We start from the raw sequence: 25,367 nt of genomic DNA on the forward strand, positions 1-25,367 counted from the left end.
TGTCTGGAACCGGGCACCGCGCGAAGCTGCACACCGAGGCATCAGCCGGTATGGTCCGGGCCTATGGGACAGGAATTGACTGATCCGGCCGACATCCGGCAGGACGCCGGCCAGTTCTCTCTCCGGTGCAGCCTTCTCGTCCCGGGCTCCGCCGAGCACGCGTTCACGGTCTTCACCGACGAGCTGACCGACTGGTGGGTCACCGAATACACCTGGTCCGGCCCGGACGCGCTGGCCGAGCTGGGCATGGAGCCTCGGGCCGGCGGCATGCTCTACGAGATCGGCCCGTACGGTTTCCGCGCCGACTGGGGCCGGGTGCTCACCTGGGATCCGCCTCGCCGGCTGGTCTTCGTCTGGCAGATCGGCCCCGACCGGGCGCCGGTGCCGGACCCGGCCCGCGCGAGCGAGGTCGAGGTGCTGTTCCACGCCGAGGGGCCGGAGCGCACCCGGGTCGACCTGGAGCACCGGCACTTCGACCGGCACGGCGAGGCTGCCGAGGGTTACCGCAAGGCGCTCACGGCCGGTTGGCACGAGCTGCTCACCCGCTACGTCGCCACGGTGTCGCGCCACCGCCCCAGCACGCCGGCCTGACGGCCCACCGGGTCACCAGCCGACGGCCCACCGGGTCACCGGCCGAGCCGACGACCGGCAGCGGCGCCGCCGAGGTCCCGACCACCAAGGTTCGCGCGTTGGCCGGCCTCCGCCCCCGAACCGAAGCCGGTGCCGCCCAACCGACGTGGCGGTGCGGTACGCAGCCGCGGGTACTCCTCGGTGAGCCGGCGCTGAACCCGGTCGGACCGGTCGGCCAGCACCAGCGCCATCGACGGTGTGCCCGACTCGCTGGCCGCCGCCGACTCGGCCGCCCAGAGTCGCCCTCCGACCACCTCCGCGAAGCCGGCCAGCCAGGAGCGGCGGAAGGCGGCGGGGTGGTCGTCCGCGGGTACCTCGGTGGCGGCCAGGCCGTGCGCCGCCTGCACGAGCAGTGAGGTGAAGAGCAGGTCGACCCGTTCCAGGTCACTGGCGAAGCCGAAGAGGTGCAGGGCGAAGCCGTTGCCCTGCCGACGGCGTACGCAGCGGCAGCGCAGCGGCTCGGCCACCGCGGCGAGCAGGCCGACCTTGTCGCGGGCGTACGGGGCGACGACGTCCAGCACTCGATCGCCAACCGGGTCGGTGGTCGGGTCCCGGGCGGCGAGCAGCGCCCGGTCGACGCCGTAGCGGGCGATCAACTCGGTCGCCTTGGCGGTGAACGCGGCGGACTCAGCCGGCGTGCAGGCCGGGTCCTCGGCCTGGGCCAACAGCTTGCGCACCTTGCTGAGCATGGCCTCGGACATGCCTACAGAGCTACCACACGGGCCGGACATCATCGGGGCCGCGCGGCAATCAATCGATACGTATCATCGTCACGGCCAGATGATCAGTCCGATACGGACGGTCAGCCAACTGTTTGGAGGAACGAACGGATGCCATCCCCGACCGCTCGTCTGCTCGCCGTCGCCACGGCCGCCGCACTGCTCTCCGTCGGCACGCCCGCGCAGGCGGAGCCGACCACACCGACCACGCCGGTCAGCTCCGGGCCGAACGCGTTCGCCCCGCTCGCCACCTGTTACGGCGGGGCGGTCCGGTCGTACTTCGAGACCGGCCGCTACGGCGGCTCGGCCGGCCAGTACCGCACCACGACACGCTGTCGCGACATCAACGTGCGCAACGCGAGCGTGTACGCCACCGAGGCGTGCGTGATCTTCGTCGACAAGACGAGCGCCTGCAACTACTGGACCTACCTGCCGGCCAACTCGGGCTGGATCACGGTGGCGACCAACGTCCGGGACGGCGTCAACTTCCGGGTCCGCTTCGAGAACCTGCGGTACGAGTACGAACCGCTGATCGCGTACCACGCGTTCTGACCGGCCCCGCCCGGTCGCGGCGTCCGCCCCCCCGACGGACGCCGCGACCCGGCTGCGCGTCACCCGGCGCGGCTGCGCAGGGTGGCGATCGTCGAGCCGGCGAGTGTGAGCAGGCAGTCGGGGAGCAGCCCGTCGGCGGCCGCCGCGCCGAACAGCGCCTCCCCGGTCGGCTCGTCCCGATTCGCGTACGCGCTGACGAAGCGGGCGACCCAGCGGGTGTCGTACCCGGCCTGATCGATTCCCGGAAAGTCGAGCGCCGCCCCGCTGGCCGCCGGGGCGTCACCGAGCATTGTCGCGGCCAGGCACCAGGCGACGCCGTACGCGCCGTCCAGGCCGGCCCGGTCGACGACCGCGTCGAACGCTCCCACCACCGCGTCTCCATCGCCGGTCAGCGCCGAACGGAGCACGGCGGCCGCGTCATCGAACGTCTGCTGTGGTAGGTCGGTCACGCAGCGCACAGTAGGACCGGTGGTCAAGCGGCTCCCGCAACCGTCACTGTCCGTGTTCAACGCGAGCTACCTGCGCATTACGCCACCTCCACGGTCCCGCCGCCGGCCTCGGCACGCTAATGTGCGCAGCGGACCTTCGCCGGAGGAAGGACGACCATGTTCGTATCACGCCGCTCGCGGGTAGCCACACTGGCTGCCTGCGCGACGATCCTGCTCGCCACAAGCGCTTGCGGGGAAGACAAGCCCGAAGAGGCCAGCGCCCAACAGGTGCGCCTCTACGGCACGGACGGCAACATGCTCAACTCCTATCCTGCGGAGTTGAAGGAACGGGCGAGTCTCGTCGACGGGATGAAGGGCACCACGCCCCTCGTTCCGCTGCCGGACGACTTCAAGAGCCGGCTACGGGCCGTCAATCCGGCGCTGACCGACTACCTGTACTCCGCCGAGACGTACGACGCGGTGGTGATCGCCGTGCTCGCCGCTCAACTGGCCGGAAGCACCGACCCGGCTGCCATCGCGAAGCAGATCGTCGCCGTGACCAACGACGGGCAGCGCTGCGAGGACCCGGCGAGCTGTCTCGCGCTGGCCCGCAACGGGCAGGACATCGAATACCGCGGCGTCTCGCTGACCCGGGCGGGCTTCACCGACAAGGGTGAGCCGGCCACCGCGAGCTACGCCACGCTGACCTTCGACGGGCAGCAGATCAACGACGGTAAGACCGAGTTCGTCGGCGCGGGCATCGAGTCGGCGGCGAGCACCAAGACGCCGCCGAAGCCGAAGAAGCAGCGCCCGGGTGGCAACACCGACCAGGAGCCGCTGGTCCTCGGCGGCCTGCTGCCGAAGACCGGTGACCTCGCGATCGCCTACCCGCCGATGGCCGCCGGTGCCGCGCTGGCGATCAAGGAGATCAACGCCGCCAGCGGCGCACTGGGCAAGCCGGTGACGTGGCTGGACGGCGACGACGGCACCAACCCGGCAGTGGCCAAGGCCACGGTGGCCAAGCACGTGACGGACGGCGTCAGCGTGATCATCGGCGCGGGCGGTTCGGGCATCTCCCGGGCGGTGCTGCCGGACGTGGTGCAGGCCGGGAAAATCCTCTTCTCCCCGTCGAACACCGACAGCAGCCTGACCGACGTGGAGGACGGGGGCCTCTACTTCCGTACCGCCCCGCCGGACAGCCTCCAGGGCCGGGCGCTGGCCGACGTGATCCTCCGCGACGGGTCACAGAAGATCGTCATCGTCGCCCGCAAGGACTCCTACGGTGAGGGCCTCCAGGGCACCGTTCGCGACGAGCTGGAGAAGGCCGGTATCGCCAACGACCGGCTCAAGCTGTTGACGTACGAGCCGCCGGCCGACGCGAAGGCCGCTCCGGTCGACTTCAGCGGCGGCGCGAAGCAGATCAAGGAATTCGGCGCGGACGCCGTACTGATCATCGGTTTCGGTGAGTCCGCCCAGGTGATCCGCGGCCTGGCCGACGCCGGGGTGCAGATCCGGCAGTAGGTAGGACCCGAAACACACGACGGCCGCACCGGCTTCCCGCCGGTGCGGCCGTTTCTGGTACGCGGGGTCAGCGCGGCCGGCGACGCTCCAGGAACTCGGTCATCCGGCGGTGCTTCTCGTCGTCCTCGAAGAGCACCGCCTGGCTGACCAGGTCGAGATGCGGGTGCGCGGCGGCGGGCGCGTCCACCGCCAGCTTGGTCAGCCGCACCGCCAACGGTGAGCCCAGGGCGATCTCGTCCAGCAACGCGTGCGCCACCGTCAGCAGCTCGCCCGGCTCGTCCACCACCCGGTTCACCAGGCCGATCCGCAGTGCCTCCGCGGCGTCCACTCGCCGGCCGGTGAAGAGCAGCTCCTTGGCCCGGCCCTCGCCGATCAGGGCGGGCAGCCGGTGGGTCGCGCCGGCGCCGGCCAGGATGCCCAACCGCACCTCCGGTTGCCCGAAGACCGCCCGCGCCGTGCACACCCGCAGATCGCAGGCGTACGCCAGCTCCGCGCCACCGCCCAACGCCGGGCCGTCGACGGCCGCCACGGTCGGCATCGGCAGCGCCCGGATGCGGGCGAAGGCGGCCGAGTTGATCGCGGCGAGGGCGTCCGTGCGACCCCGTTCGCGGAGCTGGCCGATGTCGGCGCCACCGGCGAAGATGCCCGCCGCGCCGCCGGTGAGCAGCAGCAGGCGCGGGCGCGCCTCCAGCTCGGCGCAGACCTGGTGCAGCTCGGCGATCAGGTCGGCGTCGATGGCGTTGCGCTTCTCCGGCCGGTCCAGGGTGACCACCAGCCGGTCCGGCCGCTCCTCGATCCGCAACCCGCTCACTGTGCCGACCTTTCGTCCGCGACTGCGAGGCTCGCAAGCTCACTCCCCGCGCTCACTGCTTCACACCGCCTTCCCAGCGGTAGAAGCCCTGCCCGGACTTCTTACCCAGCCGGCCCGCCGCCACCATCTCTACCAGCAGCGGGGGCGGCGCGAAGCGGTCCCCGTACGCGGCCTGGAGGGTGCGGGCGATGTCCAGCCGCACGTCGAGGCCGACCAGGTCGGTGAGCTCCAACGGCCCGATCGGATGCCGGTAGCCGAGCACCATGGCCTTGTCGATGTCCGCCGGGCTGGCCACCTCGTCGGCGACCATCCGGATCGCCTCCAACCCGAGGGTGACCCCGAGCCGGGAGGTGGCGAAGCCGGGCATGTCGCGTACGACGACGGGGTCCTTGCCGAGCCGGCCGGCGAGCGCGACAGCCGCGGCGGTGGTCTCCTCGGCGGTGGCCGGGCCGACCACGATCTCCAGCAGCGCCATCGCCCAGACCGGGTTGAAGAAGTGCAGGCCGATGAAGCGTTCGGGCGCGTCCAGCTCGGCGGCAAGCGCCGCGATCGCGATGCTGGAGGTGTTGCTGCCCAGCAGCGCCGGCTGAAGCGCGGCGGCGTCCCGGAGCACGGCACGCTTCAGGTCGAGGCGCTCCGGCACCGCCTCCACGATCACCTGGGGGGCGGGAGCGACAGCGGCGAGGGTCGGGCGCAGCGTCACCCGCTGCCGGTTCGTGGCGGCCTCGTCGGCGCTCAGCTTCCCGCGCTGCACCGCCCGCTCCCACAGCTCGGCGAGCCGGTTCAGCGCGGCCGCACCCCGCTCGGGGTCCACCTCGACCAACTCGACGGCGTGCCCGGCACCGGCCGCCACGTACGCGATGCCAAGCCCCATCGTGCCGGCCCCGACGACCACGAAACGATCGCTCATCACGCCTCCCTGTCCCGCCCGCCGACGCGCGGGGTCCCCGCTACGCCGGCCCGGGTGTCCCGCCCGCTCCGCTCGCTCATGGTGCGACCCTAGACAGCGCGACGACCCGGCCCATGCGTGGGGGAGCGCCGGATCGGGTAATGACGGCCCGTCAACCGAGGGAAGGACCGCATCGACATGAGCCAGGCACCGGAGAGCGTCACCGACGGGGAGATCGTGGAGACCCGAGGCGACGAGCGGGTCGAACTGCTGCGCGCCGACACCAACAACGACGGCAAGACCGACGTGTGGGTGGTGGACACCGACGGCGACGGCAAGGCGGACCTGTTCCAGTTCGACACCGACGGTGACGGCAAGGTGGACATCACCATGGTCGACATCGACGAGGACGGCCAACCGGACGAGGTGGTCGACGGCGACGGCGGCCTTCCGCCCGAGCAGCTCCCCCCGACCGTCCAGGTCTGAGACGTACGACGGCCCCCGCTCTCCGCCCGACGGAGAACGGGGGCCGTCCTGCTCAGTCGACGAGGCGCAGGGTGGCCAGGTAGTAGGGGGCGTCGCGGTCGTCCACATCGGTGAGCCGCCAACCGGTGCCCTGCACCAGGCTGGCGAACTCGTCCGCCGAGCAGACCAGGTAGTCGAACCACTCGGTGCTCAACTCGCGGTAGCGCAGCCGCAGCCGTAGCTGGCCACCGAGCCGGCCGCGCCGACGGTTGCGCTCGTGGTAGCCGGTGTGCAGCGGGTCGCGGGTGCCGTACGGGTCGGTGCCCTGCGCGATGATCTGCGCCCCCGGCCGGGCCAGCGCGGCGAGCGCGGCCAGGAACTCGGGAGCACGCTCCCGCCCCTCGAACAGCCCGAGGTTGTTGCCGAGCAGCAGGAACGTGTCGTACCGCGACCCGTCGGCGACGTGCGTGTCGACGGTGCCGTGCACCAGCCGCCGGACACCGCGACGCCGGCTCACCTCCAGCGCGCCCGCGGAGGTGTCCAGCCCGGTGACCGGTACGCCGCGCTCCTGGAGCAGCAGCGCGATCCGGCCGGCTCCGGTGCCGATGTCCAGTGTCTCGCCGTACGCCCGCTCCACCGCGCGGTGGTCGTACGGCTGCCACTCCGCCGGCCCGTCCAGGTAGTGCGCGGACGGGGCGCCGTTGATCAGACCGTCGTCCCGTTCGATGATCTCGATGACCGGTCGCGGCAGTCGACCACCGACCAGGGGCCGGGGGCCTACCCCCGTGGCCACGGCGAGCGTGTCTCGCAGCAGTTCGCCGATCACGTCACCGATTAGAGGCTCAACCGTCACGACGTTCACGCTATCCGGCCACTCAGTGGCCCGTGCCGGCCGTATCCTGGCGGCGTGACCATGCTGGACCGGCTGTCGGCCGAGAAATACATCCTGCTCACGACCTTCCGCAAGGACGGTCGGGCGGTGCCGACCCCGGTCTGGGCGGTGCGCGACGGGGAGGCGTTGGCGGTCTGGACCCGGGCCGACTCGGGCAAGGTGAAGCGGATTCGCCGCAACGGCGAGGTGACCGTGGCACCGTGCGACGTGCGGGGTCGGCCGCACGGGGCGGAGGTGCCGGCCCACGCGACGATCTACGGGAACGGTGACACCGGTCGGGTCCGCGACCTGCTCAAGCACAAGTACCGCCTGATCGGTCGACTGAGCCTGCTGGGCAGCCGATTGCGTCGCGGCGAGGGCGGCACGGTCGGCATCCGGGTGACATTGGCCGAGCCGCAGCGCTGACCCGCGGCCGGGGTCGTGCTCGGCCGGGCATACGAAAGGGGCGGCGGATCGAGATCCACCGCCCCTGACGAAGAACTCCTGCCGGCTCAGTCGCCCTGCCGCTGCTGCGGGATCTGGCCCTGCAGCAGCGCCCTGACCTCCGACTCACGGTACCGACGGTGGCCACCCAGGGTGCGGATGGCACTGAGCTTGCCAGCCTTGGCCCACCGGGTCACCGTCTTCGGGTCGACCCGGAACATCGACGCCACCTCGGCCGGCGTGAGTAGCGGCTCTGGTTCGTGCGTTCGCGATGCCATCGGTCACTCCTCCACATGTATAGACATCGGCCGGGGTCCCGCCGGCCGACGCGTCTCCCATGGTCCGGCTAGTCCCCGATGTCCGACATGGGCCGAACGGATGAAGGTCCCTAGACGGACGGATGAACCATGCCCGATTTTTACGACTTTTACACGGCAGAAAGTACCTTATTCGGACTCATGATCACGGTTCGTGATGCGTCAACTACGAGCACAACTCACCTTGGGAGCGCTCCTAGGGTGATATGCCCTAGTTGCACCGCTCCAACAGCTGCACCGCGCGCCACCGAGCCACCAACTTGTCGTACGCGGCCGACGCCTCCTCGGCCTCACCGCGCGACAGCCCCGCGAGGCCGCCGGCAACCAGCTCGGGCGAGTCGTCAGCGGTGAGCGTCTCGTCGGAGAGCAGGTCGACCAGACCGCCATAGTCCAGCTCGACCACGGACCGCGGATGGAACTCCTCCAGCCAGCGGGCCGCCTCTTCCACCGCCTCGGTGATCGGCGCCTCGCCCACCGATTTGCGCAGCACCGACAGCGCCCGCGACGAGCGGCGTCGAGCCTTGGAGATCTCGGTGCGGTAGCGCAACGCCCGCCGGCCCGGCTGGGTGACCAGGTCCCGCTCCGCCGGGTCGAAGAGCACGAACCACCGCAGCGGTACGCCCCAGGTGGCGATCTGCTCGTGCACCCGGGGCACCCCGTGCTCCAGCACCCGGGCGCCACTGCGCCAGTCGTCCACCACCGCCCTGGCCTGCCCGGCGAGCACCGGCGGCACGAAGGCGTCGGCGAGCACCGAGGGCACCCCGTCCCGGGCGCTGAGCGCCGCCTCAGCGACCCGGATGCGCAGGTTCCACGGGCAGACCAGCAGGCCATCGTCCGTCTCCAGGACGTACGCCTCCTCCGGCAGGTCCGGCAGCCGGGTCCAGCCAGCACCCAGCGCCTCGATCACCGCCGTCCGCTGCCGACCGGGCCCCTCGACCGGGGCGATCGCGCGCCCCTCCGAGACGTAGCGGCGCCAGTAGCTCTGCCGGTCTCGATCGAAGGCGGCCAGCGGTTCGTACACGCGCAGGTAAGAAGCGAAGAGCGACGGCACCGCGCGATCCTCCCACGAACCACGCCCGTACGCGGTCAGCGGCCGGACCACGCGCGCCGCACCGTGGGACGGCGGCGGCGCGTCGAGCGCCCGCCCGGCGGCCGATACTAGGCTCGATCACACCGGCAGCATCCCCGCCGGGGTCCACCAGGTCCGCGTCCCACAAGGACGCACACCACAGTAGGAGCCAACCATGGGCGTATTCGCGAGCACCGACGACCCGGTATCGACCGGTCACGAACAGGTCGTGTTCTGCCAGGACAAGCAGAGCGGCCTGAAGGCGATCATCGGGATCTACTCCACAGCGCTGGGCCCGGCGCTCGGCGGCACCCGCTTCTACCCGTACGCGAGCGAGGACGACGCCCTCGCCGACGTGCTGGACCTGTCCCGTGGGATGGCGTACAAGAACGCGCTCGCCGGGCTGGACCTGGGCGGCGGCAAGGCCGTCATCTGGGGCGACCCGGAGCAGATCAAGACCGAGGCGCTGCTGCGCGCGTACGGCCGCTTCGTGGAGTCGCTGGGCGGCCGCTACTACACCGCCTGTGACGTCGGCACGTACGTCGCGGACATGGACGTCGTGGCCCGGGAGACCCGCTACGTGACCGGGCGCAGCGTGGAGCACGGCGGTGCCGGCGACTCGTCGATCCTCACCGCCTGGGGTGTCTTCCAGGGGATGCGGGCCGCGGCCGAGCACGTGTGGGGCACCCCGAGCCTGCGAGGCCGGCGGATCGGCGTGGCCGGGCTGGGCAAGGTCGGCAAGTACCTCACCGGGCACCTGCTGGAGGATGGCGCCGAGGTGGTCGCCACCGACGTCAACCCGAAGGCGCTGGCGTGGGTGCGCAGCAACCACCCGCAGGTCACCCTCGTCGACGACGCCAGCGCCCTGGTCGCCGCGGACATCGACGTGTACGCGCCGTGCGCGCTGGGCGGCGCCCTGAACGACGACACCGTGCCGGCGTTGCGCGCCAAGGTGGTCACCGGGGCGGCGAACAACCAGCTCGCCCACCCGGGCATCGAGAAGCTGCTGGCCGACCGGGGCATCCTCTACACCCCGGACTACGTGGTCAACGCGGGCGGCGTGATCCAGGTGGCCGACGAGATCGAGGGCTTCAACTTCGACCGGGCGAAGCTGCGGGCGACGCGGATCTACGACACCACCCGCGAGATCCTGCACCTGGCTGACGCGGAGGGCGTGCCGCCGGCGGTGGCCGCCGACCGTCTGGCGGAGCGGCGGATGGCCGACGTCGGCCGGCTGCGCGCGATCCACCTGCGCTGAGCGTTCCCGGGGGCGGATCGACGAGATCCGCCTCCGGGCCCCGGTGCCGGGCGTCACTGGGTAAGCTGAGCCGGGGTCAAATTTGATGCGGTTTGTCCGGTGTCACGGGTGCTAACCGTTCCGCTCCTTACCCGGTACACTGGGTGACGGCCGGATCGACGCGACGCGCAGAGCCGGCTGACGGTAACCCGAGGTGCCGAACGATGGCATCCCCATGTACCGTAAGAGCCACGAGAGATGCCTGACGTCATCGGGGCCCGCCTTCGGGCTGCCCCGCATTCTGTGCGAGGGGGTCGAGCCATGGGGCGCGGCCGTGCTAAGGCCAAGCAGACTAAGGTGGCGCGGGAGTTGAAGTACCACTCCCCGAACACCGACCTCACCGCTTTGCAGCGCGAACTGGCGGGTGCTGGTAAGTCTGAGCACCACTTCGACGACGACTCTAAAGAGTTCGTCGACGACGATGATGAGGATCACGCGGACGACGATCCGGATCCCTGGGTCCGTCCGACCCGCTGACCTCTCGACGCAGCTGAGCACGCGGTAACCCCCGCGTGCTCACGCACGTCCTGTGCAGGTGCAGTCGCCGACGATCAGGGGCCTGGCCCGACCGGATCACTCCGGCCGCTCGACAGGCCCCTGACAACGGCTTCCTCAGCGCGGGCGATTGTTCCAGTTGTAGAACGTCGGGATGTTCTCGAAGTGGTTCCAGGCGCAGACCGCGCTGGAGCCCTCTCCGCCCGACACCTCCGAACGCAGCCGCCGTGCGTCCTCGGCCTCCTGAAGCAGTGCGACGAGCGCGGGAGCCGCGTCCCGCACCCGTTCGGTGACTCCGTCGTCCGCTTTGCGCTCAGGCCGCCGGTGACTGGTGGTCTCGGGCATGCTCCAACACTCCCTCCAATAGGCGGATCTTGCTGTTGCGGCAGTGCTCGGTCTCCGTACCGTCAAAACGCCCCAGCTCGAAGTAACGGTTGGCGGCATGGCCACCACCGCAGAAGCCGAAGTACGGGCAGGACGCCCGACACGCCTCCACCCCGGCCAGGAACTCCTTCACCCACGGCGTCGTCGCCGCGTTGCCGAGGATCTGCGCCAACGGGGTGGTCAGCACGTTGCCGCTGCTGAAGTCGCCGTAGCGGGGGTCGGTGAAGCCGGCCAGCTCCGGGGAGAGCACGATCACCGAGCCGTCGTGACCGATCGTCGGGATCGGGTCCAGGCGGCGGGGCAGCACCCCGTCCGCCGAGTTGTCGAGCACCGCCGCGGCGTAGCGCAACGACCACTCGATCTCGCGGAGGTGGATCCGGGGCTCCCGGCGCCACGCCCCGACCAACTCCGCCCAGAACGCGGACACCGCCGCCGGGTCGTGACGGTTGTCGCGGGTGTTGACTCCCTCGGTCTCCTCGATGTTGATGCCCAGCACGTCGCAGCCCAGCTCGAGGAAGTAGTCGTACAGCTCGGTGGCGAGCCCCGGCTCGGGCCGGGACACCACAGCCAGCGCGGAGAAGGGCAGACCGCGCCGGCGCAGCACCGAGATCCCGTGCAGGATCCGGTCGTACGCCGGCTGACCGCCCCGGTTGACCCGGTCGCCGTTGCGCGCCCGGGGCCCGTCGACGCTCACGCTCACCCGCATCTCGTGCCGGGCGAAGAAATCACACCAGTCGTCGTCGATGAGGGTGGCGTTGGTCTGCACATGGTGCTCGACCTCTGGCCCGAACGGGGCGATCAGAGCGGCCAGGTGCTCTCGACCGGCGGCCAGCGGCTCGCCGCCATGCCACACCACGGAGAACCGACCGTCCGCCGCCCACGGATTGACGGCGGCCGCGACCGCCTCGGCCACCGCCACCGGCATCCGGCGGTCGGCGGCGCGAAACGGCAGGTAGCAGTACGCACAGTCGAGGTTGCAGAGGGTGGTGGGCTGCATGACGACGTACGACGGGACGGCGGCCAGACCGCGCATCCCGCTGAACGACTGTCCCCGAGCAGCCATCGCCCTCCTCCGCCTAGCCTGAGGGTGCCCTTCAGGCTAGGCGGCATTGGCCACTCGGGTGAAGCCCTGATCAGGTGCCCGTACGATCACCGGAAAGTGATCATCCTCGGGTGTGCTGACCGACCATCTGCACGTTGCCGGTGCCTTCGATGATCTCGCCGGCCTGCCACGCCTCGACGCCACGGCCGGTCAGGGTGGCCAGCGCCCGGTCGGCGTCCTCGGCCGAGACGATCGCGAACATGCCGACGCCCATGTTGAAGGTCGACTCCATGTCGTGGTCGTCGATCCGACCCTTCGTCTGGATCAGGTCGAAGATCGGCTGCGGCTTCCAGGTGGACCGGTTGACCACCGCGTCGACGTGCTCGGGCAGCACCCGGACCAGGTTGCCGGGGATGCCGCCACCGGTGATGTGGGACAGCGCCCGCACCTCGGCCTCGGCGATCAGCTTGAGGCAGTCCTTGGCGTAGATCTTGGTCGGCGTGAGCAGTTCCTCGCCGAGGGTCCGCTGCCGACCGAAGTCGTCGATCACGATGTCCAGACGCATCCGGGCCGCGCCCAGCAGCACGTGGCGGACCAGCGAGTACCCGTTGGAGTGCAGGCCGGAGGAGCGCATGGCGATCACCACGTCGCCCACCTCGACCCGGTCGGGGCTCAGGATGTCGGCTTCCTCGACCACGCCCACGCCGGTCGCGGAGATGTCGTACTCGTCCGGACGCAGGACGCCGGGGTGCTCGGCGGTCTCCCCGCCCAGCAAGGCGCAGCCGGCGTAGCGGCAGCCGTCGGCGATGCCCGCGCCGATCTCGGCGACCTTGTCCGGCACGACCTCGCCGGTGGCGATGTAGTCGAGCAGGAACAGCGGCTCGGCGCCGCAGGCCACCAGGTCGTCGACGACCATCGCAACCAGGTCGATGCCGACCGTGTCGTGAATGTCCATCTGCTGGGCGATCACCAGCTTGGTGCCCACCCCGTCGGTGGAGGACGCCAGGATCGGGCTCTTGTACTTCTTCGTGTCCAGCCGGAACAGGCCGGCGAAGCCACCGAGGTCACCGAGCACCTCGGGACGGCGGGTCTGCCGCACCTTCGACTTGAGCAGCTCCACGGCGCGGTCACCCGCGTCGATGGAGACACCGGCGTCGGCGTACGAGACCGAGCGTTTGCGCGCCTGGCGGCCAGCACCGCCCGTCCACGGCTGGCGGTCGCCGCCGGCGCCGGTCGGGCTGCTTCCTGCGCCGCTGCGCTCGGACACGTGCGTCACGGTTCTCCCCTTTGGTTCTCGGTGCCGCCGGCGGTAGCCGGGCCGCGCCGGTTGGTGCTACGGGCGGTTTGCGGTAACGCCACCCGGAGTGGCGACGGACGAGCCGTTGGTGTGCGGGGCCTCCGGCGCCGAGTTGGCGACGCGTCGACCCACCCCTTCGAGCACGTGCTTGCCGATCAGGTTGCCGGCTGGCAACTCGATCGGGTACTCCCCATCGAAACACGCCCGACACAGCCTGGTCTTCGGCTGCTCGGTCGCGGCGATCAGGCCGGGAAGGGAAACGAAGCCCAGCGTGTCGGCGCCGATGGAGCGCCGGATGCCGTCGTTGTCCAACCCGTTGGCCAGCAGCTCCGCCCGGGTGGCGAAGTCGATGCCGTAGAAGCACGGCCAGCTGACCGGCGGGGAGGAGATCCGGACGTGCACCTCCAGCGCCCCTGCCTCACGCAACATCCGCACGATGGCGCGCTGGGTGTTGCCCCGCACGATCGAGTCGTCCACGACCACCAACCGCTTGCCGCGGACGTTCTCCCGCAGCGGGTTGAGCTTGAGCCGGATGCCGAGCTGACGCAGGGTCTGCGACGGCTGGATGAAGGTGCGACCCACGTACGGGTTCTTCATCAGGCCGGCGCCGTACGTGATCCCGGACGCCTCCGCGTACCCGATGGCGGCTGGAGTGCCCGACTCGGGCACCGGGATCACCAGGTCGGCCTCGACCGGGTGCTCCTTGGCCAACTGCCGGCCGATCTGCACCCGCGCCGAGTGGACGTTACGCCCGGCGATCGTGGCATCCGGGCGGGCGATGTAGACGTACTCGAAGAGGCAGCCCTTCGGCTCCGGCGCGGCGAACCGGGTGGAGCGCAGCCCGTTCTCGTCGATCGCGATCAGCTCGCCCGGCTCGACCTCACGCACCACGCTGGCGCCGACGATGTCCAGGGCGGCCGTCTCGCTGGCCACGACCCAGCCGCGCTCCAGGCGGCCGAGCACCAGCGGGCGGACGCCGTGCGGATCGCGGGCCGCGTAGAGGGTCGACTCGTCCATGAAGACGAAGCTGAACGCGCCGCGCAGCTGCGGCAGCACCTCCAGCGCGGCCGCCTCGACCGACAGATCCGGTCGGCTGGCGAGCAGCATCGTCACCAGGGAGGTGTCGTTGGTCGAACCGTCCGCGATGAGGCCGCGCTCGGCGACCTCCTTCTCCAGCTCGGCCGTGTTGACCAGATTGCCGTTGTGGGCCAGCGCGATGGTCGTGCCGGAGGTGGTCGACCGGATCGTCGGCTGGGCGTTCTCCCAGTTGGACGCACCGGTGGTGGAGTATCGGGCGTGCCCGATCGCCAGGTGACCGCGCAGGCTCGCCAGGGTGGGCTCGTCGAAGACCTGCGCCACCAGGCCAAGGTCCTTGTAGACCACCACGCCGGAGCCATCGCTCACCGCGATGCCCGCCGCCTCCTGGCCGCGGTGCTGCAGGGCATAGAGGCCGAAGTAGGTCAGATTGGCAACCTCTTCGCCGGGGGCCCAGACGCCGAAGACGCCGCAGGCATCCTGGGGGCCAGGTCGTTGGGGGTCAAGGTCGTGGCTCAGCCGGCCGTCGCCTCGGGGCACCTACCGCTCCCTCATGCTGGTCTGGACCGGCCGGGCGGGGATCACGGGCGGATCCACTCTCCTGTGCCGGGACCACTGTCATCGCCTGACAGTGTACGCGAATCGACGTCAATACAGAAAGTCACCATTCCCCTGCTCACCGTCACGGCGAGTGGGACATCGGGACGACTAGAGGGGCAGATACGCCGAGAGGTCCGCGCGGTTGCCACTCATCTGGACGCGACCGTCGGTGACCGCCTCCGCCCAGGCAACCCTGCCGGTAGCCAGCTCCAACCAGGTGTCCGGGGCCATCTCGACCACGTTTGGTGGATTTCCCCTGGTGTGTCGAGGCCCCGGTACGCACTGGATCGCCCCGTATGGTGGAACGCGCACCTCCACCGATCGGCCGGGGGCGCGCTCCGCGAGGACGGCCAACAACGACCGGACCGCCTCTCGGAACACCGGCCGTTCGGGCGTACGCCCCTCGTCGAGCGCCGACAACGCGGCCGTAACGGCAGCGGACTTACTGTGCGGAGAGGACACGACGGGACGATACGACCCCCAGGCCAGACACGCGACGCTGGCCCTGGGTCGCGCTCATGCAGTCGGACAAGGCATAGTTGCCGACGGCGTATTCGTACCGTGATGATCCCCGGCCCGGCGCCCCGCCGGTCAGAGGGAAGTCAGCCCGGAAGGCGGTGGACGTGTCAACACACCGACGTGCCTGGAAGCAGCGGGCCGGTGTGGTCGTAGCGCTGGTTGCCGGCGCTCTGCTCGCCGTCCCCGCCACACCAGCCATGGCCGCGAAGATCAGCACAGCTGACAACTCCGTCACGATTGATGCTGGCAAGAGCAGCACAGTCAGCGTGGTTGTTAGACCCGACGTCGGCGAAGAGTCCGCAGACATCGACGTGAATGGTCTTCCTGACGGCGTCACCTGCGGCGGGTGCGGCCCGATCACCTTCGACCAACCACTCGCGCCGAAGAACCTGACCCTGACCCTGTCCGCAGCGGCCAACGCGCCCGCAGCCAACGGCACTCAGGCGAGGATCACCGTAACGGGAGACTCCAACTCCCGCACTCTCCGCGTCACCGTCAAGGCAGCCGCCGCTCCGCCGCCGCCGCAGAACCAGACCGTGCGGTCGGTCGCCGGCAAGGTGGTCTCGCAGGCCGACGGCAAGGCCGTGCCGAACGCGTTCGTGGTCCTCCAGGACACCGCCGGTCACCGTTACGACGCCACGAGCAACGGCAGCGGCGACTTCCGTTTCACCGGCACCACCGACAAGCCGATCGCGCCCGGACGGATCGACCTGGGCGCGTCGTTCGACAACATCAAGGCGTTCAAGGTTTTGAACGCCAACGCCGGGCAGGCGGTCACCGGGCAGCGGCTCAGCCTCGCGCTCAAGGCCGAGGCGACGCCCAGCGCCACCCCGTCCGCCACCCCCGAGGCCACCCCCACCGACGAGGCGACCGAGGAGGGCACCGCGGAGGAGCCCACCGAGGAGGCCAGCCAGGGTGCTCCGGCGAATGCCGCCAACAACGAGGACGGCGGCGGCATCGGCTCGTACCTGATCATCCTGCTCGGTGGTCTCCTGGTCGCCGCCGGTGTCGGCACGATCGTGCTGCTCTGGATGAAGCGCAGGGAGAACGGCGACGACGACGACGCTCCGGCAGCTGCCGGTGGCGGCGGAGTGGTGCCGCCATCGCGCGGCGGGTTCCGCGGTCCCGACGACCAGACCCGGGTGGTCGGCGGTCGTCCCGGCGGTGGAGCGGACCCGACCATGGTCGGCGGCGCGGCGCTGAGCGAGGCGCCGACGATGATGCACCGACCGGTGGTCGACGACGTTCCGCCAGACCCGTACGGCGCGCCTGCCCAGGCGTACGGCGGCGCGGGTCAGCAGGGTTGGGGCGGCGCCGGCTACGGCGAGGAGCCAGCGTCCGCCGGGTACGGTGCCGGCGGCTACGGCAACGCCCCCGCTTCCGGTGGCGGCTACGGCACTCCGGCAAGCCCGGAGGGCGGGTACGGCGCCGGTGCGGCCGGTGACGGTTACGGTGCCGCGCCCGGTGCCGGTTACGGCAATGCTCCGGCGCCCGGTGCCGGTTACGGCAATGCTCCGGCCTCCGGTGCCGGCTACGGGAACGCTCCAGCCTCCGGTGGCGGCTACGGCGGTCGTGATTACGAAGCCCCGGGCGGTACCGCCGCCTACCCGCCGGCTCCCGCTGGCGGAGCGGCCTACGGCGAGCGGTTCGACGAGCCGACCGGCCGGTACACCGGCGACAGCACCCAGTACCCGGCTCCGGCCGACCCGTACGCCACCGGCGTCTACCAGCCGGAGCAGGGGCAGGGGTACGGCCAGCCCGATGCCGCCCCGTACGGCGGTCGCGCCGCCGAGCCGACCGCGGGATACGGCGCTCCGGAGGCTGGCGGGTACGACCAGGGTGGCTACGGTCAACCGGCCGGCGGATACGACCAGGGCGGCAACTACGGCCAGGAGCCCCCGCAGCAGCAGCGCGGCGGCTACGACGACCGGGGTTACGACCAGGGCGGCTACGGCCAGCCCGCCAGCGGCGGATACGACCAGGGCGGCAACTACGGCCAGGAGCCCTCGCAGCAGCAGCGCGGCGGCTACGACGAGCGGGGCTACGACCAGGGCGGCTACGGCCAGCCCGCCGGGCGGAACCGACCGGACACCCCGGCGCCGACCGAGCGCGGCGGTCGCCGCCTCGACTGGCTGGACGACTGACCCCACCACAGCACATGGAAACGGCCACCCGGAGATCCGGGTGGCCGTTTCGCTGCAAGACCCACTCGCGGTCAGTGAAGTCGGGCCATCCCGAAGACCTGGGCACCGCGACTTCCTGAGAACCGAGTTGATCACAAGGCGCGGGCCTGCGCGGTCAGACGCGGTCCCGGCGCAGTCAGGCGCGGTCAGGCGGCGGAGAAGACGCCCTGGTGGAGCACCGGGACGACGTCCGACACGCCGATCCGGACGGCGACGTCGACGTCCGCGGCGAAGCCGTTCTCGGTCAACTCCCGACCGGAGACGCTTCCGCGCACCGCAGCGGGCAGATCCGGAGTGCTCGCCAGCGCGGCGAGCGCCATGGCCGCCTCCACCGAGAGCCCACCCGGCACGCCGGAGAGGGCGTCCAGCACCGAGGCGGCGCCGAGTTGGTCCTCCACCGACGGTCGCAGCGACCCGTCCGGCCACCGCTCCCCTGAGGCGATCACGCCGATCGGGGCGTCCAGCGTTCCGTACCCCTGGCGGCGCAGCCAATGCCCGACGGCGCGCGCGTTGCGCAGGCACGCCGCGACCACCGGCAGGCCGGTGGCGCTGGCGGCGGCGCTGATGGCCGAGCCGTTCGGGGAGGGCAGCACGAGGTCCGCCACCACGGGTGCGCTGCTCAGCGCGGCGGGCGAGAGCGACCACGGATGTTCCGCGGTCGTCTGCCGCCGCCCGACCGCAGCGGTCGCACCGACCCGGACGGCGTACTCGGCGGCCTGCTCACCCCAGGGGAACGGGTGCACCCGCATGCCCCGGGCGACCGCCACCTCCACGGCGGTGGTGAACGAGAGGACGTCCACCACCACCAGCGCCGCGCAGACCCGGCCGAGTTCGGCCGCCCCGGTCAGCCCCCAGTCGAACCGGGCACCCGATCCGGGTTGGCCGTAGACGGCGGCCGTCAACGCCTCAGCGCTCGTCAGGCGACGGCTCGGTGACACCGGGGTCAGACTCGGACGCCCCGTCGGGCTGCTCCGACCCGATCGGCTCGACCGCGCCGGTCTCCGGGGAAGGACCCGAGGAAGCGATCGGCTCGGAGACCACCGCCGCCGCGTCGACCGGCTCAGCCTGCGCGACCGGCAGCGGGACGGCCTCGACCGCACCCGCCACACCGGCGGCCGGCGCGGGCACCTCGACGGCCGCCGAGCCCCCGAAGAGGCGCGGCAACGTCTCGGTGTGCGCGGTGCGCAGCTCGTCCAGGCCGATCCGGAACTGGCCGTGCACCTCGAGCGCCCCACCGGACGGGTCGGTGACGCCGATCAGCTCGAACGGCACACCCCGCTCGGCGCAGAGCGCCGCGAACGCCTTGTCGTGGCCGCGTGGCACCGAGACCAGCGCCCGCGTGGCGGACTCGCTGAACAGGTAGACGAACGGCATCGACCCCTCGGCGAACTGCTCCGGCACCGCGACCCGGGCACCGACGCCGCGCCGCAGGCAGGACTCGACCAGGCTCTGGGCGAGACCGCCGTCGGAGAGGTCGTGTGCGGAGGCCAGGTGGCCGACCCGGGCCGCCTCGGCCAGCAGCTCGGCCAGCGCCTTCTCGCGGAGAAGGTCGACCTGCGGCGGAATGCCGCCGAGGTGCTCGTGCGTCACCCAGGCCCACTCCGAGCCGGACAGCTCCACGTTCGTCTCGCCGAGCAGGTAGAGCTGGTCGTGGTCGCCACCGGCGCGCGGCACGAAGCCCATCGGCACCCGGTCGGCGACGTTGTCCAGCACGCCCAGCACACCGACCACCGGGGTCGGGTGGATGGCCGCGGCACCGGTCTGGTTGTAGAAGCTGACGTTGCCGCCGGTCACCGGGATGCCCAGCTCCAGGCAGCCGTCCGCCAGGCCGCGGACGGCCTCGGCGAACTGCCACATCACGCCCGGGTCCTCCGGGGAGCCGAAGTTGAGGCAGTCGGTGACGGCGATCGGCTTCGCGCCGGTCACCGCCACGTTCCGGTACGCCTCGGCCAGGGCCAGCTTGGTGCCGTTGTACGGGTCCAGCCTGGCGTACCGGCCGTTACCGTCCACCGACAGCGCCACACCCAACCCGGTCCGCTCGTCGATCCGGATCACGCCGCCGTCCTCCGGCTGGGCGAGCACGGTGTTGCCCAGCACGTAGCGGTCGTACTGCTCGGTGACCCAGGACTTGTCGGCCAGGTTGGGCGACGCGATCATGCGCAGCACGGTCTCCCGCAGCGCCTCCGGGTCGGCCGGGCGGGGCAGCGTCTCGGCCCGGTCGGCCTGGAGCAGGATCAGGTCGGCCGGCTCACGCATCGGTCGGGCGTAGACCGGGCCGTCGTCGACCAGCGAACCCGGGGGCACGTCGACGACAAGGTGGTCCTGCCAGGTGATCAGCAGGCGACCGGGGCGGCCGTCCGGCTCCGGTGCGGTGACCTCACCGATCGCGGTGGCGAGGACGCCCCACTTCTCGCAGGTCTTGAGCACCGCGTCGAGCTTGTCCGGCTCGACGACCAGCAGCATCCGCTCCTGCGACTCGCTGGCCAGGATCTCGTGCGGGTCCATTGAGGGCTCACGCAGCGGCACCCGCTCCAGCCAGACCCGCATGCCGGTGCCGGCAGCGGCGGCGGTCTCGGTGAGCGCGCAGGTCAGACCGGCGCCGCCGAGGTCCTGGATGCCGACGACCAGTTGGCCGTCGTACAGCTCGAGGCACGCCTCGATCAGCAGCTTCTCGGTGAACGGGTCACCGACCTGCACGGCGGGGCGACGCGCCTCGCTGCCCTCGTCGAAGGTGGCGCTGGCCAGCACCGAGACGCCACCGATGCCGTCGCGGCCGGTCTTGGCGCCCATCAGGACGACAACGTTGCCCGGGCCGGCGGCGGCCTTGTTCTGCAGCCGGCTGACCGGCAGCACGCCCAGGCAGAGCGCGTTGAGCAGCGGGTTGCCCTGGTAGGAGGGGTCGAAGACCAGCTCTCCACCGATGTTGGGCAGGCCCAGGCAGTTGCCGTAGCCGCCGACGCCGGCGACCACACCGGTGAGCACCCGGGCGGTGTCCGGGTGGTCCGCGGCACCGAAGCGCAGCGGGTCCATCACCGCGACCGGGCGGGCACCCATGGCGAGGATGTCCCGGACGATGCCACCGACGCCGGTCGCCGCGCCCTGGTAAGGCTCGACGAAGCTCGGGTGGTTGTGCGACTCGACCTTGAAGGTCACCGCGAGCTCGTCGGAGATCTGCACGACACCGGCGTTCTCACCGATGCCGGCGAGCATCCGGTCGCTGTGCGGGGCCTTCTCACCGAACTGGCGCAGGTGCACCTTGCTCGACTTGTAGGAGCAGTGCTCGCTCCACATGATCGAATACATCGCCAGCTCGGACTGCGTGGGCCGGCGGCCGAGGATCTGCCGGATCCGGTCGTACTCGTCGTCGCGCAGGCCCAGCTCGGTGTACGGCTGAAGCTCGCCCGGGGTGCCACCGGCGCGCGGCACGGTGTCCACGCCCTCGGTCCAGACGGCGGCGGCCGGCTGGGCGGGAGCGGTCGCCGGGGCGACCGGCTGCGCCGGGTTCGGCTCGGCCGGCTGCGCCGGGGCGGAGTACGCCTCCGGTGTGTCCCGTACCGGGTCCGGATGGGTGGTCATGACCTCTCCTCGCTGCGCTCGTGCCCGCCAGACCGGCGGTTGAGCTGACCGATGATCGTGCCGCCGGTCATGCCGGCGCCCCCACCAGGTGCTTGAGGACCGACGTGAAGAAGCCGAGGCCGTCCAGCGAAGGGCCGGTGAGCGCCTCCACCGCGTGCTCGGGGTGCGGCATGATGCCGACCACGTTGCCGGCGGCGTTGGTGATCGCGGCGATGTCCCGCTGGGACCCGTTGGGGTTGCCGCCGACGTAGCGGGCGACCACCCGACCTTCGGCTTCGAGCTGGTCCAGCGTCGCGGTGTCCGCGACGTAGCAGCCCTCGCCGTTCTTGACCGGGATGAGCACCTCCTGGCCGGGCTGGAACGCGTTGGTCCACGCCGTCCCGGCCGACTCGATGCGCAGGACCTGGTCCCGGTTGCGGAAGTGCAGGTGCTGGTTGCGGGTGAGCGCGCCGGGCAGCAGGTGCGCCTCGCAGAGGATCTGGAAGCCGTTGCAGATGCCGAGCACCGGCAGACCACCCCGGGCGGCGTCCACGATCGTCTCCATCACCGGCGCGAACCGGGCGATGGCGCCGCACCGCAGGTAGTCACCGTAGGAGAAACCGCCGGGCAGGACGACCGCGTCGACACCGTGCAGCTCCGGGTCGCCGTGCCAGAGCCGGACCGGCTCAGCGCCGGCGATCCGGACGGCCCGGGCCGCGTCCCCGTCGTCGAGCGAGCCGGGGAAGGTGACCACACCGACCCGGGCGGTCACGAGCGGGCGTCCGCAGTCTCGTCGGCCTCGACCAGGCGGACGGTGAAGTCCTCGATGACCGGGTTGGCGAGCAGTTTGTCGGCAATCTCCCGAGCGCGGTCCAGGTCCGGTTCACCGGTGAACTCGATCTCGATCCGCCTGCCGATCCGAACCGAGGCGACGTCACCGACGCCGAGCCGGGGCAGCGCGTTTGCGACGGCCTGGCCCTGCGGATCAAGGATCTCGGGCTTGAGCATGACGTCGACGACGACGCGAGGCACTGGGCACTCCTGACTGTGTACGCAGTTGGGTGCCGACCCACAATGGGCGAGCGCAGCCAGCGTACCTGGCAGATATCGCCGCGGACGCACCGGCCGGGTGCAGTTCAGGCAGTGATCGACATTACTGACGCCCAGTCGGACCTGTCAGGCACTACAGGTGGCCCTAGCAGGACATATACGGCGCAGCGGGTGGCCGAATCGTTACATTGGGCAACCTCGATCAACTCCTTGATAACGATCGCGTCGCGTCCTACTCTACATCGACGCAAGTCGATTCCGCCGGCTCCGGGAACCCCCGCCGCCCGGCACCATCCGCACCCGGCGACCCCGGGCCCGCCCCGTCCAAGGAGTCCACCCGATGCGCATCCGCCCCCTGCTCGCCGTACTCAGCACCGCGCTGGTCGGCGCCCTCGGCGTCACGTCCGCCGCGTCCGCCTCCCCGCCCAGCCCGAACATCATCGGCGGCGGCACCGTCTCGTCCGCCCCCTGGGCCGCCGCGGTGCTCAGCAACGGCTCGTTCACCTGCTCCGGCAGCGTCATCGCCGCGCAGTGGGTGCTCACCGCCCGGCACTGCATCAGCGGCACCATGTCGGTGCGCGTCGGAAGCGTGAACCGCACCTCCGGCGGGGTCACCCGCACGGTCAGCGCCACCTACACCCGCAACGACCTCGCACTCATGCGGCTCTCCAGCACCGTCAGCACCTCCGCGGTGAGCCTGGCCAGCAGCAACCCGCCGATCAACTCGACGAACTCGATCTACGGCTGGGGCATGACCTGCTACAGCGGCTGCTCGGCGTCCACCCAGCTGAAGACCGCCACCGTCCGGGTGACCAGCAACAGCGCCACCGACGCGTACGGCGGCCAGGCGATCCGCAGCACCCGGATCAACGGCAACGCCTGGCGCGGTGACTCCGGCGGTCCGCAGTTCTACAACGGTCAGCAGGTCGGCGTCGCCTCCACCGCCGACGGGTCGAGCATCCAGAACTACGGCAGCGTTGCGTACAACCGGGCCTGGATCACCTCGGTGGCCGGTGTCTGACGGTTAGCGCCCCGCTCGGCGCGGATGGTCGGCCACGTGCCGGCCGTCCGCGCCGCGTCGTTTTGCAGCATCCGATCAGGTGAACAATGCACACGATCGGGTCGCGCCACTCCTGACAGCATCGGAACCGTGCTGGTCGTGACGACAGAGCAACTGCCCGGCTACGAGATCCGCCAGATTCTCGGTGAGGTGGTGTCATCGATGGCCAGGACGCGCAACCCGTACCGCGAGGGTGTGAAGAACCTGCGCGGTGGCGCGTACGACCCGATGGCCCCGGACAACCTGACGCGGTGGCGCACCGACTCGGTGGCCCGCCTCGGCGAGGAGGCCCTGCGGCTCGGCGCGAACGCGGTGATCGGCATGCGGTTCGACAGCCGGGACTGCGGCGAGATGTGGATGGAGATCTGCGCGTACGGGACGGCAGTGGTCGCCGTACCCAAGATGCCCGAGGTCATGCCGGCCGACCAGCCGGCGGTCGCCGCGGAGACCGCGGAAATCGCGGGCTTCACCGAGTCTCCCGGCGGCATCGCCGAACCGGCCAGCGCCCCCAACCTGAGAACCGCCGCCGAAACCCCAACCGGCGAGTAACCCACCCACCCACCCCGTTGATCATGAAGTTATTGCCCTGCGCACCGGCGTGTCGCAGCAACAACTTCATGATCAACGCGCAGAGGGTGGGTGGGTGGGTTAGAGGATGGGGGGTGGGCTGTAGGTGGCGGCTTCCGGGTGGGCGGTCACCACAGTGGTGATGCGGCTTGTCACCGCTGCCACCTGGGCTTGGGCGGCACCTACGAAGGCGTTGCGGTCGGCGACCAGGGTGTCGATGTCGGCGCGGGACAGGCCGAGTCGGCCGTCCGCCGCCAGGCGGTCGAAGAGGTCGTTCTCCGGTGAGCCCTTCTCGCGCATCGCCAGGGCCACCGCCACCGCGTGCTCCTTGATCACCTCGTGGGCGACCTCCCGGCCGACGCCCCGCCGGACCGCCGCGACCAGGATCTTCGTGGTGGCCAGGAACGGCAGGAAGCGCTCCAACTCCCGGTTGATCACCGCCGGGTACGCGCCGAACTCGTCGAGCACGGTGAGGAACGTCTGAAACAGCCCGTCGGCGGCGAAGAACGCGTCCGGCAGTGCCACCCGACGGACCACCGAGCAGGACACGTCCCCCTCGTTCCACTGGTCACCGGCCAGCTCGCCGACCATCGACAGGTAACCCCGAATGATCACGGCGAAGCCGTTCACCCGCTCGGAGGAACGGGTGTTCATCTTGTGCGGCATCGCGCTGGAACCGACCTGACCCGGCTTGAAGCCCTCGGTCGCCAACTCCTGGCCGACCATCAACCGGATCGTGGTGGCCAGCGACGACGGCGCGGCGGCCGTCTGGGCCAGCGCGGCCAGCACGTCGAAGTCGAGCGAGCGCGGGTAGACCTGCCCGACGCTGTCCAGCACCCGGGAGAAGCCCAGGTGCTCGGCGACCCGTCGCTCCAGCTCGGCCACCTTGTCGGCGTCACCGTCGAAGAGGTCGAGCTGGTCGGCGGCCGTCCCGACCGGTCCCTTGATCCCCCGCAGCGGGTAGCGGGCGATCAACTCCTCCAGCCGCTCGTACGCGATCAGCAACTCCTCCGCCGCCGACGCGAAGCGCTTGCCCAGCGTGGTGGCCTGCGCCGCCACGTTGTGCGAACGACCCGTCATGACCAGCTCGGAGTGCTCGTGGGCCAGCCAGGCCAACCGGGCGAGGGTGGCCACCACCCGATCGCGGATCAGCTCCAGTGAGGCGCGCACCTGAAGCTGCTCGACGTTCTCGGTGAGGTCCCGGGAGGTCATCCCCTTGTGCACATGCTCGTGGCCGGCGAGCGCGCTGAACTCCTCGATCCGGGCCTTCACGTCGTGCCGGGTGACCCGCTCCCGCTCGGCGATCGAGGCGAGGTCGACCTGGTCGAGCACCCGCTCGTACGCCTCGACCACGCCATCCGGCACCGGCACGCCCAGGTCGCGTTGAGCGCGGAGAACGGCGAGCCAGAGCCGCCGCTCCATCCGGACCTTCTCCTCCGGGGACCAGAGGGCGACCAGTTCGGGCGAGGCGTACCGGTTGGCCAGCACGTTGGGGATCGTCGTCACGTACCTCATTGTCCCGCACCGGCTGGTCGACACCGGGACCGGGCCGGGGTCGACCAGCGGG

The 25,367-nt window shown here is 71.0% G+C and carries 27 protein-coding genes; 10 read left to right on the plus strand and 17 right to left on the minus strand.

Annotated features, from left to right (window positions below):
- The first annotated feature begins 63 nt into the window (after window positions 1-63).
- Complete coding sequence (locus GA0070561_RS05850) at window positions 64-591, plus strand: SRPBCC family protein (RefSeq protein WP_091396004.1); 528 nt, start codon at window positions 64-66, stop codon at window positions 589-591.
- Between the two features lie 35 nt (window positions 592-626).
- Here the strand turns inward: GA0070561_RS05850 and GA0070561_RS05855 are convergent, their stop codons facing one another.
- Window positions 627-1,331: a DUF2786 domain-containing protein gene (locus GA0070561_RS05855; protein WP_091396006.1), complete on the minus strand. Its 705-nt coding sequence runs from the start codon at window positions 1,329-1,331 to the stop codon at window positions 627-629.
- 129 nt (window positions 1,332-1,460) lie between these two features.
- On the opposite strand from GA0070561_RS05855, the gene GA0070561_RS05860 reads away from it, so the two are divergent.
- Entirely contained in the window at window positions 1,461-1,901 is a 441-nt protein-coding gene (locus tag GA0070561_RS05860; RefSeq protein WP_091396009.1) for a hypothetical protein, read from the plus strand.
- 59 nt (window positions 1,902-1,960) lie between these two features.
- Here the strand turns inward: GA0070561_RS05860 and GA0070561_RS05865 are convergent, their stop codons facing one another.
- Window positions 1,961-2,350: a hypothetical protein gene (locus GA0070561_RS05865; protein WP_091396011.1), complete on the minus strand. Its 390-nt coding sequence runs from the start codon at window positions 2,348-2,350 to the stop codon at window positions 1,961-1,963.
- A 156-nt stretch (window positions 2,351-2,506) separates the two neighbouring features.
- Here GA0070561_RS05865 and GA0070561_RS05870 point away from each other — a divergent pair, with 156 nt between their 5' ends.
- A complete protein-coding gene (locus GA0070561_RS05870; protein WP_091396014.1) occupies window positions 2,507-3,850 on the plus strand; it encodes an ABC transporter substrate-binding protein in 1,344 nt (447 codons plus the stop codon).
- Between the two features lie 67 nt (window positions 3,851-3,917).
- Here the strand turns inward: GA0070561_RS05870 and GA0070561_RS05875 are convergent, their stop codons facing one another.
- A complete protein-coding gene (locus GA0070561_RS05875; RefSeq protein WP_091396017.1) occupies window positions 3,918-4,661 on the minus strand; it encodes an enoyl-CoA hydratase/isomerase family protein in 744 nt (247 codons plus the stop codon).
- A gap of 52 nt (window positions 4,662-4,713) precedes the next feature.
- The gene (locus GA0070561_RS05880; RefSeq protein WP_091396020.1) at window positions 4,714-5,571 is read right to left on the minus strand and encodes a 3-hydroxyacyl-CoA dehydrogenase family protein; all 858 of its coding nucleotides are present in this window, start codon (window positions 5,569-5,571) and stop codon (window positions 4,714-4,716) included.
- 177 nt (window positions 5,572-5,748) lie between these two features.
- Between GA0070561_RS05880 and GA0070561_RS05885 the strand changes: the two genes are divergently transcribed.
- Window positions 5,749-6,036: a hypothetical protein gene (locus tag GA0070561_RS05885; protein ID WP_091396025.1), complete on the plus strand. Its 288-nt coding sequence runs from the start codon at window positions 5,749-5,751 to the stop codon at window positions 6,034-6,036.
- 52 nt (window positions 6,037-6,088) lie between these two features.
- Here the strand turns inward: GA0070561_RS05885 and GA0070561_RS05890 are convergent, their stop codons facing one another.
- On the minus strand, window positions 6,089-6,868 hold the full coding sequence (locus GA0070561_RS05890; protein ID WP_091397460.1) for a class I SAM-dependent methyltransferase: 780 nt from the start codon (window positions 6,866-6,868) through the stop codon (window positions 6,089-6,091).
- Window positions 6,869-6,922: 54 nt separating this feature from the next.
- Between GA0070561_RS05890 and GA0070561_RS05895 the strand changes: the two genes are divergently transcribed.
- Window positions 6,923-7,312 (plus strand): PPOX class F420-dependent oxidoreductase, encoded by a 390-nt coding sequence (locus GA0070561_RS05895; RefSeq protein WP_091396029.1) that lies wholly within the window; start codon window positions 6,923-6,925, stop codon window positions 7,310-7,312.
- A gap of 86 nt (window positions 7,313-7,398) precedes the next feature.
- On the opposite strand, the gene GA0070561_RS05900 is transcribed toward GA0070561_RS05895, so the two are convergent.
- Window positions 7,399-7,608: a BldC family transcriptional regulator gene (locus GA0070561_RS05900; RefSeq protein WP_007073996.1), complete on the minus strand. Its 210-nt coding sequence runs from the start codon at window positions 7,606-7,608 to the stop codon at window positions 7,399-7,401.
- Window positions 7,609-7,858: 250 nt separating this feature from the next.
- Window positions 7,859-8,698 (minus strand): DUF8083 family protein, encoded by an 840-nt coding sequence (locus GA0070561_RS05905; RefSeq protein ID WP_091397463.1) that lies wholly within the window; start codon window positions 8,696-8,698, stop codon window positions 7,859-7,861.
- A gap of 193 nt (window positions 8,699-8,891) precedes the next feature.
- On the opposite strand from GA0070561_RS05905, the gene GA0070561_RS05910 reads away from it, so the two are divergent.
- Window positions 8,892-9,974, plus strand: a complete 1,083-nt coding sequence (locus GA0070561_RS05910; protein WP_091396032.1) for a Glu/Leu/Phe/Val family dehydrogenase — start codon at window positions 8,892-8,894, stop codon at window positions 9,972-9,974.
- Between the two features lie 300 nt (window positions 9,975-10,274).
- On the plus strand, window positions 10,275-10,490 hold the full coding sequence (locus tag GA0070561_RS05915) for a DUF3073 domain-containing protein (RefSeq protein WP_030332207.1): 216 nt from the start codon (window positions 10,275-10,277) through the stop codon (window positions 10,488-10,490).
- Window positions 10,491-10,625: 135 nt separating this feature from the next.
- Here the strand turns inward: GA0070561_RS05915 and amcA are convergent, their stop codons facing one another.
- The 5 genes from amcA to GA0070561_RS05940 form a co-directional block, all read right to left on the minus strand.
- Window positions 10,626-10,853, minus strand: coding sequence for a multiple cyclophane-containing RiPP AmcA (amcA, locus tag GA0070561_RS05920; protein WP_091396035.1), 228 nt, complete (start codon window positions 10,851-10,853; stop codon window positions 10,626-10,628).
- Window positions 10,822-11,925 carry a cyclophane-forming radical SAM peptide maturase AmcB gene (gene amcB / locus GA0070561_RS05925; RefSeq protein ID WP_341844862.1) on the minus strand — a complete coding sequence of 368 codons (1,104 nt, stop codon included), beginning with the start codon at window positions 11,923-11,925 and terminating at the stop codon, window positions 10,822-10,824. The genes amcA and amcB overlap by 32 nt, the downstream gene beginning before the upstream one ends.
- Before the next feature lie 130 nt (window positions 11,926-12,055).
- On the minus strand, window positions 12,056-13,210 hold the full coding sequence (gene purM / locus GA0070561_RS05930; protein WP_091396042.1) for a phosphoribosylformylglycinamidine cyclo-ligase: 1,155 nt from the start codon (window positions 13,208-13,210) through the stop codon (window positions 12,056-12,058).
- A 57-nt stretch (window positions 13,211-13,267) separates the two neighbouring features.
- Window positions 13,268-14,806 (minus strand): amidophosphoribosyltransferase, encoded by a 1,539-nt coding sequence (gene purF, locus GA0070561_RS05935; RefSeq protein ID WP_091396045.1) that lies wholly within the window; start codon window positions 14,804-14,806, stop codon window positions 13,268-13,270.
- Between the two features lie 168 nt (window positions 14,807-14,974).
- Window positions 14,975-15,328, minus strand: coding sequence for a sterol carrier family protein (locus GA0070561_RS05940; RefSeq protein ID WP_244166071.1), 354 nt, complete (start codon window positions 15,326-15,328; stop codon window positions 14,975-14,977).
- A 161-nt stretch (window positions 15,329-15,489) separates the two neighbouring features.
- Here GA0070561_RS05940 and GA0070561_RS05945 point away from each other — a divergent pair, with 161 nt between their 5' ends.
- On the plus strand, window positions 15,490-17,529 hold the full coding sequence (locus tag GA0070561_RS05945; protein ID WP_091397469.1) for a carboxypeptidase-like regulatory domain-containing protein: 2,040 nt from the start codon (window positions 15,490-15,492) through the stop codon (window positions 17,527-17,529).
- Between the two features lie 185 nt (window positions 17,530-17,714).
- Here GA0070561_RS05945 and GA0070561_RS05950 read toward each other — a convergent pair whose 3' ends face one another.
- From GA0070561_RS05950 to purS, 4 genes are all read right to left on the minus strand, one after another.
- Window positions 17,715-18,470 (minus strand): 2-phosphosulfolactate phosphatase, encoded by a 756-nt coding sequence (locus GA0070561_RS05950; protein WP_091396049.1) that lies wholly within the window; start codon window positions 18,468-18,470, stop codon window positions 17,715-17,717.
- 4 nt (window positions 18,471-18,474) lie between these two features.
- On the minus strand, window positions 18,475-21,144 hold the full coding sequence (purL, locus tag GA0070561_RS05955; RefSeq protein ID WP_091396052.1) for a phosphoribosylformylglycinamidine synthase subunit PurL: 2,670 nt from the start codon (window positions 21,142-21,144) through the stop codon (window positions 18,475-18,477).
- A 67-nt stretch (window positions 21,145-21,211) separates the two neighbouring features.
- A complete protein-coding gene (gene purQ, locus GA0070561_RS05960; protein ID WP_091396055.1) occupies window positions 21,212-21,895 on the minus strand; it encodes a phosphoribosylformylglycinamidine synthase subunit PurQ in 684 nt (227 codons plus the stop codon).
- Window positions 21,892-22,155, minus strand: coding sequence for a phosphoribosylformylglycinamidine synthase subunit PurS (gene purS / locus GA0070561_RS05965; protein ID WP_030491392.1), 264 nt, complete (start codon window positions 22,153-22,155; stop codon window positions 21,892-21,894). Before purS ends, purQ begins: the two co-directional genes overlap by 4 nt.
- Window positions 22,156-22,513: 358 nt before the next feature.
- Here purS and GA0070561_RS05970 point away from each other — a divergent pair, with 358 nt between their 5' ends.
- Window positions 22,514-23,194, plus strand: a complete 681-nt coding sequence (locus GA0070561_RS05970; protein WP_091396058.1) for a S1 family peptidase — start codon at window positions 22,514-22,516, stop codon at window positions 23,192-23,194.
- Window positions 23,195-23,218: 24 nt separating this feature from the next.
- Complete coding sequence (locus GA0070561_RS05975) at window positions 23,219-23,782, plus strand: YbjQ family protein (protein ID WP_091396061.1); 564 nt, start codon at window positions 23,219-23,221, stop codon at window positions 23,780-23,782.
- A 99-nt stretch (window positions 23,783-23,881) separates the two neighbouring features.
- Here the strand turns inward: GA0070561_RS05975 and purB are convergent, their stop codons facing one another.
- Entirely contained in the window at window positions 23,882-25,306 is a 1,425-nt protein-coding gene (gene purB / locus GA0070561_RS05980) for an adenylosuccinate lyase (protein WP_091396064.1), read from the minus strand.
- Window positions 25,307-25,367 lie beyond the last annotated feature (61 nt).

Source organism: Micromonospora saelicesensis (assembly GCF_900091575.1).
Lineage (GTDB): Bacteria > Actinomycetota > Actinomycetes > Mycobacteriales > Micromonosporaceae > Micromonospora > Micromonospora saelicesensis.

Bases quoted from the DNA above. Each gene is read 5' to 3' on its own strand.
- GA0070561_RS05850 (WP_091396004.1), top strand. From the start codon at position 64: ATGGGACAGGAATTGACTGATCCGGCCGACATCCGGCAGGACGCCGGC.
- GA0070561_RS05855 (WP_091396006.1), bottom strand. From the start codon at position 1,331: ATGTCCGAGGCCATGCTCAGCAAGGTGCGCAAGCTGTTGGCCCAGGCC.
- GA0070561_RS05860 (WP_091396009.1), top strand. From the start codon at position 1,461: ATGCCATCCCCGACCGCTCGTCTGCTCGCCGTCGCCACGGCCGCCGCA.
- GA0070561_RS05870 (WP_091396014.1), top strand. From the start codon at position 2,507: ATGTTCGTATCACGCCGCTCGCGGGTAGCCACACTGGCTGCCTGCGCG.
- GA0070561_RS05880 (WP_091396020.1), bottom strand. From the start codon at position 5,571: ATGAGCGATCGTTTCGTGGTCGTCGGGGCCGGCACGATGGGGCTTGGC.
- GA0070561_RS05885 (WP_091396025.1), top strand. From the start codon at position 5,749: ATGAGCCAGGCACCGGAGAGCGTCACCGACGGGGAGATCGTGGAGACC.
- GA0070561_RS05900 (WP_007073996.1), bottom strand. From the start codon at position 7,608: ATGGCATCGCGAACGCACGAACCAGAGCCGCTACTCACGCCGGCCGAG.
- GA0070561_RS05910 (WP_091396032.1), top strand. From the start codon at position 8,892: ATGGGCGTATTCGCGAGCACCGACGACCCGGTATCGACCGGTCACGAA.
- GA0070561_RS05915 (WP_030332207.1), top strand. From the start codon at position 10,275: ATGGGGCGCGGCCGTGCTAAGGCCAAGCAGACTAAGGTGGCGCGGGAG.
- amcA (WP_091396035.1), bottom strand. From the start codon at position 10,853: ATGCCCGAGACCACCAGTCACCGGCGGCCTGAGCGCAAAGCGGACGAC.
- amcB (WP_341844862.1), bottom strand. From the start codon at position 11,925: ATGCGCGGTCTGGCCGCCGTCCCGTCGTACGTCGTCATGCAGCCCACC.
- purL (WP_091396052.1), bottom strand. From the start codon at position 21,144: ATGACCACCCATCCGGACCCGGTACGGGACACACCGGAGGCGTACTCC.
- GA0070561_RS05970 (WP_091396058.1), top strand. From the start codon at position 22,514: ATGCGCATCCGCCCCCTGCTCGCCGTACTCAGCACCGCGCTGGTCGGC.
- GA0070561_RS05975 (WP_091396061.1), top strand. From the start codon at position 23,219: ATGGTCGGCCACGTGCCGGCCGTCCGCGCCGCGTCGTTTTGCAGCATC.